The organism is Pseudomonas sp. P4_B3, assembly GCF_056402295.1.
In genome coordinates this window covers 67,599-75,547 of record NZ_JBFUHR010000028.1, presented here as the reverse complement: position 1 = coordinate 75,547, position 7,949 = coordinate 67,599, and the positions used below count along the sequence as shown (strand labels likewise).

At 62.0% G+C, this 7,949-nt stretch carries 6 protein-coding genes, 1 tRNA gene and 1 pseudogene; 2 read left to right on the top strand and 6 right to left on the bottom strand.

The genetic code is table 11. The features are described 5' to 3' along the window. Positions 1-160, top strand: a pseudogene (locus AC1DWG_RS26980) (group II intron reverse transcriptase/maturase); the annotation flags it as partial. A 101-nt stretch (positions 161-261) separates the two neighbouring features. On the opposite strand, the gene ggt reads toward AC1DWG_RS26980, so the two are convergent. After that, entirely contained in the window at positions 262-2,094 is a 1,833-nt protein-coding gene (gene ggt, locus AC1DWG_RS26975) for a gamma-glutamyltransferase (protein WP_477788579.1), read from the bottom strand. Between the two features lie 168 nt (positions 2,095-2,262). On the opposite strand from ggt, the gene AC1DWG_RS26970 reads away from it, so the two are divergent. After that, positions 2,263-3,366 (top strand): M14 family metallopeptidase, encoded by a 1,104-nt coding sequence (locus AC1DWG_RS26970; protein WP_477762624.1) that lies wholly within the window; start codon positions 2,263-2,265, stop codon positions 3,364-3,366. 79 nt (positions 3,367-3,445) lie between these two features. Here AC1DWG_RS26970 and AC1DWG_RS26965 read toward each other — a convergent pair. The 5 genes from AC1DWG_RS26965 to AC1DWG_RS26945 all read right to left on the bottom strand — a co-directional run bounded on the left by AC1DWG_RS26965 (position 3,446) and on the right by AC1DWG_RS26945 (position 7,936). Next, a tRNA-Met gene (locus AC1DWG_RS26965) sits at positions 3,446-3,522 on the bottom strand. An 80-nt stretch (positions 3,523-3,602) separates the two neighbouring features. Further along, complete coding sequence (locus AC1DWG_RS26960; protein ID WP_477762625.1) at positions 3,603-5,075, bottom strand: amidase; 1,473 nt, start codon at positions 5,073-5,075, stop codon at positions 3,603-3,605. Positions 5,076-5,135: 60 nt separating this feature from the next. Continuing rightward, positions 5,136-6,182, bottom strand: coding sequence for an ABC transporter substrate-binding protein (locus AC1DWG_RS26955; RefSeq protein ID WP_477788578.1), 1,047 nt, complete (start codon positions 6,180-6,182; stop codon positions 5,136-5,138). A 27-nt stretch (positions 6,183-6,209) separates the two neighbouring features. Further along, positions 6,210-7,016: an ABC transporter permease gene (locus AC1DWG_RS26950; RefSeq protein ID WP_477762627.1), complete on the bottom strand. Its 807-nt coding sequence runs from the start codon at positions 7,014-7,016 to the stop codon at positions 6,210-6,212. Further along, a complete protein-coding gene (locus tag AC1DWG_RS26945) occupies positions 7,016-7,936 on the bottom strand; it encodes an ABC transporter permease (protein ID WP_477762628.1) in 921 nt (306 codons plus the stop codon). The genes AC1DWG_RS26950 and AC1DWG_RS26945 overlap by 1 nt, the downstream gene beginning before the upstream one ends. Positions 7,937-7,949: the final 13 nt, after the last annotated feature.

Below are 7,949 nucleotides of genomic sequence, written 5' to 3'. Positions count from 1 at the left end.
AACGATCTATCGAGAGCTACGCAAGTTGGGTGCAAGTGAGGTTACTGCCCGCAAAGTGGCGGGAAACTCTCGCTCCTGGTGGCGCAATAGCGCTCTTGAACTCAACCGAGTGCTCGATATGGCGTGGTTCGACAGAACGGGTTTACCGCGTCTCTCCTGACCTCAATCTCTCGAACCGCCCGGTGCGGACCCGCATGCCGGGTGGTGTGGCAGGGGAACGGCCTGTGAAGGCCGTCCCCTATGCCGATTCCCGCGTACGACTCAATCCCCCAACGCTTGCCCCTCACGCCGCGGATCGGCCCCGCCTGTCAGCGACGCTTTGCCTTGGGCGTCCTTGACCCGAACAATCGCCTGGGTCCCGCTGGTCATGTCGATTTCGCTCACGCTGTGCCCTTTGTCTTTCAACGCCTGAACCAGCGTCGGGCTGAACTGCCCCTGTTCCAGTTCGGTCGGGCCGTTGCGGCTGCCGAAGTTGGGCAGGTTAATGGCGGCTTGGGCATCGAGGTTCCAGTCGAGCAGGCCGATGGTGGATTTGGCCACGTATTCGATGATTTGCGAGCCGCCGGGGGAACCGACGGTGGCGAGGAATTCGCCGCTCTGGCGGTCGAAGATCAGGGTCGGGGCCATGGAAGAGCGCGGGCGTTTGCCGGGTTCGACGCGGTTGGCGACTTTTTGCCCGTTTTCCTCGGGGATGAATGAGAAGTCGGTCATCTCGTTGTTGAGCATGAAACCCTGAACCATGATGTGCGAGCCGAACGCTGACTCGATGGTGGTGGTCATCGACACGGCACCGCCGGCGTCATCGACGGCCACCACTTGCGAGGTGGAAATCCGCAGCGGCGAACGGTCCGGCGCATAGGCCACCCGGATGCCCGGCGGAGTGCCGGGTTTGGCTGTGCCCATGCTGCGTTCGCCAATCAGGGCGGCGCGGCTGGCGAGGTAGGCCGGGTCGACCAGGCCCTTGACCGGCACGGGTACGAAGTCTGTGTCGGCGACGTACTGAGCTCGGTCGGCGTAGGCCAGGCGTTCGGCTTCGGAGATCAGGTGCACCGCTTGCGGGTCGGGTTCGATGCCGGCCGGGGCCGTGCTCTTGACCGGCTTCAGCGGTGCCAGCGCCAGGCGTTTATCGCGAGTCTCCAGGGCTTGCAGCGTGCCGAGGATCTGCGCCACGGCGATCCCTCCCGACGACGGCGGCGGCATGCCGCAGACCTGCCAGCGCTTATAGTCGGTGCACAGCGGTGCGCGCTCCTTGGCCTGGTAGTTGGCGAGATCGGTCAGGGACAGGCTGCCGGGGTTGGTGTGGCCCTGAACCTTGGCCGCGATTTCCTCGGCGACCGGGCCTTTGTACAGGGCATCCGGGCCTTCATGGGCGATACGTTCGAACACGGCGGCCAGGGCCGGGTTCTTCAAGTTTGTGCCGACGGCTTTTGGGCTGCCATCGGCATTGCGCAAGTAAGCCATCATTTCCGGCGAGCGTGGCATGGACGAATCCGCGGCGATCAACTGATGCAGGCGTGGCGAAATGGCAAAGCCTTGCTCGGCGAGCCGGATGGCCGGTTCAAACAGCTGCGCCCAGGGCAGGCGTCCGTGTTTTTGATGGGCCAGTTCCAGGGCGCGCAATACGCCGGGTGTGCCCACTGAGCGACCGCCAATCTGCGCCTGGGTGAACCCCATCGGTTGTCCATTGGCTTGCAGGAAAAGTTTCTCGGTGGCGCCGGCCGGGGCGGTTTCACGGCCGTCGTAGGTGCGCACGGCTTTGCCATCCCAGAGTACGATCAATGCGCCGCCACCGATGCCCGAAGACTGTGGCTCGACTAGCGTCAACACCGCTTGCATCGCAATCGCCGCGTCGATGGCCGAGCCGCCCCGGCGCAGCATCTCCCGCCCGGCTTCGGCCGCCAGCGGGTTGGCTGCCGCCGCCATGTATTTCTCGGCGTGTTGGGTGCGCAGGTCGGTGCGCAAACCGGAGGCGCTTTCCGGTGCGAGCGGCAGGGTCGGGACTGAAGCGTTGTTGCACGCGGTCAGGGTCAAGACGCTGGCGAGCAGAAACAGAGCTGGCAGGCGATAGCGGCGCAAAGGGAAGGTTGAGAACACGTGTGGGGTACTCCGTCCGTTGGATCTACGATCAGTGGACTGTATCGGCCGACCGGGAGGGACGCAAACCAGGTCCCACGGCACCGACGTTTTTGTCCTTCATCAATGGCGGGGTTTTCTGTAGGGTCGTTGCCAACAGGCAGACCATAAAATCAACAAGAGGCAGACATGCAGACCGAGTTTCCAACCCAGCCGAGTTATCGCTCTCAGCGCGAACAGTTTCTGGCCGCAGCGACCAGCGCCGGCGCAACGCTGACTGAGTATCCACACCCGCTCAAAGGGCCGTTTGGTGAGCCCCTGAGCACGGATGTGGCGGTATTGGGTGATCCGGACGCCAAGCGCCTGCTGATTGCGCTGAGCGGCACCCACGGGGTCGAAGGCTTCTATGGCTCGGGCTGTCAGATCAAATGGCTGCAGGAGTTGGGCAGGCGTTCCCTGCCAGCGGATGTCGCCGTAGTCATGATCCATGCCATCAACCCCTGGGGCATGGCGTGGTTGCGACGGGTCAATGAAGACAACATCGACCTCAACCGCAATCACCTGGATTTCCAGCGCCCGCTGCCGGACAACCAGGCCTACAACGCCCTGCATGAAATCTATGCCTGCCCGCAGTTGCACGGTCCGCAGCGTGATCGTGCCGATGCCTTGCTCGACGAGCAGATCCGCCTGCACGGCTGGCCGGCAGTCATGTCGATTGTCGAGGGTGGTCAGCATGCTCATCCCGACGGCCTGTTTTTCGGCGGGCTGGCGCCGAGCTGGTCAAACCGCACGCTGCACAAGATCGTGCAAAAGCACGTGGCCCATGCCGAGGTTGCCATGTGTTTCGACTTGCACACGGGCGCTGGCGAGTACGGTCATCCGATGTTGTTGACCATCACCGAGTCCGCCTATCCGGCGCTGGCGGATGCGCAGGCGATTTATGGCCCGTGGCTCTACAGCCTGCAAACCGGTGCCGACACCCTGAGCGAAACCGGCGTGGCCGCAACGGCCACCGGCTACACCTCGCAGGCGCTGATCAATGCGCTGCCACAGGTGCGGCTGATGCCGTTTGTCATTGAGTGCGGGACTTACCCGGGGCCGGACGTTCACCGTCATCTGCGCGATGATCACTGGCTGCATCTGCATGGCAACCCGAATGACGCAACAGGGCGCGAGATCAAGCTGAATCTGCTCGAGCAGTTCTATCCCGCCGACAGCGATTGGCAGGCGATGGTCTGGCTGCGGACGTGGCAGATCTGGGAGCGGGCGTTGTCTGCATTGCCAGCGGTGTAGGAGCAAGCTCGCTCCTACAGGCATAAAAAAACGAGGCATAAAAAAACGGCCTACCTTGCGGTAAGCCGTTTTTAGTACTTGGTGGCTACACAGGGACTTGAACCCCGGACCCCAGCATTATGAATGCTATGCTCTAACCAACTGAGCTATGTAGCCAAGTGGCGCGCATTATTCACCGGTAACGGGGATGCGTCAAGCATAAATCTAAAATATTTCTCTGCGCTTTCAACCGTTTATCAACTCTTTAGCAAAATCGACCCTCCGAGCAGCGGTGAAGGGCAGCGCTGGAACCAGCGGCTGGCCTGTTCGTACGCGTGCGCCAGTTGCAGGACAGCGAAGTCGGCCTGGTGTCTGCCGATGATTTGCAGGCCCATGGGCAGGCCGCTGGCGTTGAAGCCGACCTGTACGTTAGCCACCGGGCAGCCTGACAAGGTGCCGGGAATCACCACCTCCATCCAGCGGTGATAGGTGTCCATGGTCACGCCTTCGATGGAGGCGGGCCACGCTTGGGTTTTATCGAACGGGAACACCTGAGCGCTGGGCAGCAGCAGATAGTCGTATTTTTCGAATAGCCTGGAGATCGCCCGATACCAGTCGCTGCGCGTCACCGAGGCGGCAAACACCTCGGTGGCCGAGAGTTTCAGGCCGTTCTCCACTTCCCAGCAGGCTTCCGGTTTCAACAGCGCACGTTTTTGCGGGTCGGCATAGGTCGCGCCCAACGAGCCGGCGACCATCCAGTGACGCAACGTCCGCCAACTGCTCCACAGCTTCTCTGGCGCGAATTCGGACTGTACGGACTCGATATGGCATCCCAGGCTTTCGAAGTCGCCGAAGGCCTTTTCGCACAATGAGAGGATGCCTTTTTCCATCGGCAGATAGCCGTTGAAGTCGCCGAGCCAGCCCAGACGCGTGCCTTTGAAGTCTCGATCCAGCGGTGCCGCAAAGGCGCTGCCGGGCTCGGCAATGGACAGTGGCGCCCGCGCATCGGCCCCGGCCTGTACCGACAACAGCAACGCTGCATCGCGCACGCTGCGAGCCATGGGGCCTTCGTAGCCGAGTTGGTCGATAAACAGGTCGGCACTGTCATCGAAGGGCACTCGACCCTGGGACGGACGGAAGCCGAAGATGTTGTTGAAGGCCGCCGGGTTGCGCAACGAACCCATCATGTCGCTGCCGTCGGCCACCGGCACCAGGTGCATGGCCAGCGCCGCCGCCGCGCCGCCGCTGCTGCCGCCGGCGGTCTTGCTCGGGTCGTAGGCGCAACCGGTCGCGCCGAACAGCGGGTTATAGCTTTGTGAACCGAGGCCGAATTCCGGGGTGTTGCTCTTGCCGATGATGATTGCGCCGGCGGCCTTGATCCGCTCGACCATGATGCCGTCGCGCTCGGGGATGAAGTCCTTGTACAGCGGCGAACCTAGCGTGGTGCGGATGCCACGGGTCAGGGACAAGTCCTTGATGGCGTGGGGCAGGCCGTGCATCCAGCCACGGTATTGGCCTTTTGCCAGTTCGGCGTCGCGGATATCGGCCTGGGCCAGCAGGTCTTCTGGCGCTTGCAGGCTCACCAGCGCATTGACCTGCGGGTTGAAGCGTTCGATATGGGCAAGATAAGTCTGCATCACTTCCCGGCAGGAAACCTGGCGCAGGCGGATGCGTTCGGCGAGCTCATGGGCCTGCAACAGGACCAGTTCGCTGATGTTATTAGAGTTCATTGCAAGCGGCCTTTCAGACGGCTGGAAAAACGCCCCGCCATCGCGTCGGGGCGGTAGAGATCAACGCATCAGGTTGGTCCAGAGACGGTCGGCCAGGCGGATCGCGCCTTCGCCGCAGGTCTTGCTGAACACCACGTTGGTGCCTTCGGGAATGTGCAGCTCCGGCGCGTCCTTCAGGCCCGCATCGAGGAAGGGTTCCACACCCTTGATCGGGCTCTGGTGCTTGAGGAAGTTCTGGGTCATCGCCGCGTTTTCAGGCTGGCTGAGGAACGCGATGAAGGCCTTGGCGTTCGCCGGGTTCTTGCTGCCGGTCGGGATGACCATGTTGTCGACCCAGGCCAGCACACCTTCTTTCGGGTAGAGATACTTCAGGCTCGGTTTCATCTCCCGGGCGCGCATCGACGAGCCGCCCCAGAAGGTCGACATGTCGATTTCACCCGAGGCGAGGTTTTCGCGGATCGAGCCGGCCTTGGAACTGTAGGTCTTGACGAAGGGTTTCTGCGCCTTGAGCAGGGTCAGGATTTGCTGCATCTGCTTCGGATCTTCGCTGCACAGCGGGATGTTCAGGTACAGGCTGGCCATGTCCACCACGTCGCTGACCGAGTCAAACATGTTGATCCGCCCTTGCAGTTCGGCCGGCGGCTCGTAAAGCGCCTTGAGGCTGTCGGTGGGGCCCTTGTAGCGCTCGGTGTTGAGCACCACGCTGGTGGTGCCCCAGATGAACGGCACAGAGTAGGCGCCTTCCGGGTCCCAGGTGGGTTTTTTCAGGTTGTCGACGACGCTGGCGTAGTAAGGCTCGTTGACCGGGTCGAAACGCTCCAGCAGTTTTTCCTTGATCAGGATCGGCACGAACTGGTGCGAGGGGATCGCCACGTCATAACCGGCACCGCCCTGTTTCAATTTGGCCAGCAGGGTTTCGTTGGAATCGTAGGAATCGACGGTGACTTCGATGCCGGTCTGCTTCTGGAATTTGGCGAGAATCTCCGGCGAAAAGTAACCGCTCCAGCTCACCACGTTGAGCTTTTCCGCGGCCTGAACGCTGCCGGCCATGGTCAGCGGTAAAGTCAGGAACAACGAAGTGCCGATGCTTGCAATCAACTTGCTCATGCTATTTCCCCACAGTGCGTAGAAGGTTCAGGATTTCTTTTTGCCCAGCAGATAAGAGAGCGTGACGAACAGCACCGAGACGCCCAGGATCAGGGTCGAGACGGCGTTGACGTCCGGTGTCACGCCCATGCGCAACAGGCCGAAGATGAAGATCGGCAAGGTGGTGGTGCCGGCCTGGGAGACCATCATCGAGATCACGAAGTTATCCAGCGACACGATGAAGGCCAGCATCAGCCCGGAGAAAATCCCCGGCATCAGCAGCGGCAGGGTGACCTTGCGGAAGGTCCGCCATGGGCCGGCATACAGGTCGGCCGAGGCCTGTTCCAGGGACAGGTCCATGTCGTTCAGGCGTGCCCGTATTGGCAGAAAGGCGAACGGGATACAGAACACCGTGTGCGCGATGATCAGGTTGCCGTAGCCCAGGGACAGGCCGATGGTGGAAAACAGCGCGAGGGTGGCGACGCCGACCACGATTTCCGGCAGCACCAGGGGCAACATGATCGCGCCCATGGACAGTTGCAGGCCCTTGAACTTCGCACCCCGTGAGGTGCCGAGGGCGGCGAGGGTGGCGATGGCCGTGGCGACCATGCTGGCGCAGACCGCGATCAACAGGCTGTTGCCGGCCGCCTGGCGCAGGGCCTGGTTGGCGAAGGCCGCGCGATACCAGTCGATGCTGAAACCGGTCCACACCGTGGCCGATTGGTTGGCGTTGAACGAGAACACCACCAGCACCACGATCGGTGCGTAGAGGTACAGGTAGAACAGGAAACTGAAGCCGCCGAAGCCGGGGAAGTCCTGCACGCCCAGCGTATTGCGTTTGAACAGGCCGATCATCACGCACCTCCTTTGGCGATGCGCTGGCGCTCGGCACGCAAGGCATAAACCGTCAGTACCAACATCACCGCCGCCATCAACACCAGCGAAAGCGCCGCGCCGAATGGCCAGTTACGCGCATCGCTGAACTGGCGGAAGATCAGGTTGCCGAGCATCATCCGCGTGCCGCCGCCGAGCAGTTCCGGGGCGATCATCGCACCCAGGCAAGGCACGAAGGTGAGGATGGCGCCAGCGAGAATTCCTGGTTTGGCGATCGGTAACACCACCTTGCGCAAGGTTCGAACGCGTCCGGCGTAGAGGTCCTGAGCGGCCTCGAGCAGGCGGATGTCCATTTTTTCCAGGGTGGCGTAGATCGGCAGCACCACGAAGGGCGCGTAGGTATAAACCAGCCCCAGCAGCACCGCGCCGTCGGTGTAGAGCAGTTGCAGCGGCTGGTCGATGACCCCGAGGCCCATCAGGCTGTTGTTGATCACCCCGGTGTTGCGCAGCAGCAGAATCCACGCATAGGTGCGGATCAACAGGTTGGCCCAGAACGGCACGGTGATCAGGAAGATCAGCAGGCCGCGACGATGAGCTGGTTGCATGGCCAGCCATACCGCCACCGGAAAACCGATCAACAGGGTGATGAGCGTGGTCAGCCCGGCGATACCTATCGAGCGCAGGGCAATGATCAGGTAGGAGTCGGCGAAGGCCAGGCTGTCATCCAGTTGCCGCTCGAACAACAGCGAGGTGTAGGCGTCACTGCTGAATACCTTGTTCACCCCGCCGTAGGGGTTGGCCTCCATCAGCGAATAGCCGATGACGATCAGGATCGGCACGATCAGAAACAGGCCGATGGCGATCAGCGCGGGGCTGACACCGAGAAAGCTCTGGAAGGCCCGCCGACGTTCCAGGGGGTTGGCAATCGGTAAAGCGTGCATGGCAATTCCTCGT

Bases quoted from the DNA above. Each gene is read 5' to 3' on its own strand.
- AC1DWG_RS26950 (WP_477762627.1), bottom strand. From the start codon at position 7,016: ATGATCGGCCTGTTCAAACGCAATACGCTGGGCGTGCAGGACTTCCCC.
- AC1DWG_RS26970 (WP_477762624.1), top strand. From the start codon at position 2,263: ATGCAGACCGAGTTTCCAACCCAGCCGAGTTATCGCTCTCAGCGCGAA.
- AC1DWG_RS26960 (WP_477762625.1), bottom strand. From the start codon at position 5,075: ATGAACTCTAATAACATCAGCGAACTGGTCCTGTTGCAGGCCCATGAG.
- AC1DWG_RS26945 (WP_477762628.1), bottom strand. From the start codon at position 7,936: ATGCACGCTTTACCGATTGCCAACCCCCTGGAACGTCGGCGGGCCTTC.
- AC1DWG_RS26955 (WP_477788578.1), bottom strand. From the start codon at position 6,182: ATGAGCAAGTTGATTGCAAGCATCGGCACTTCGTTGTTCCTGACTTTA.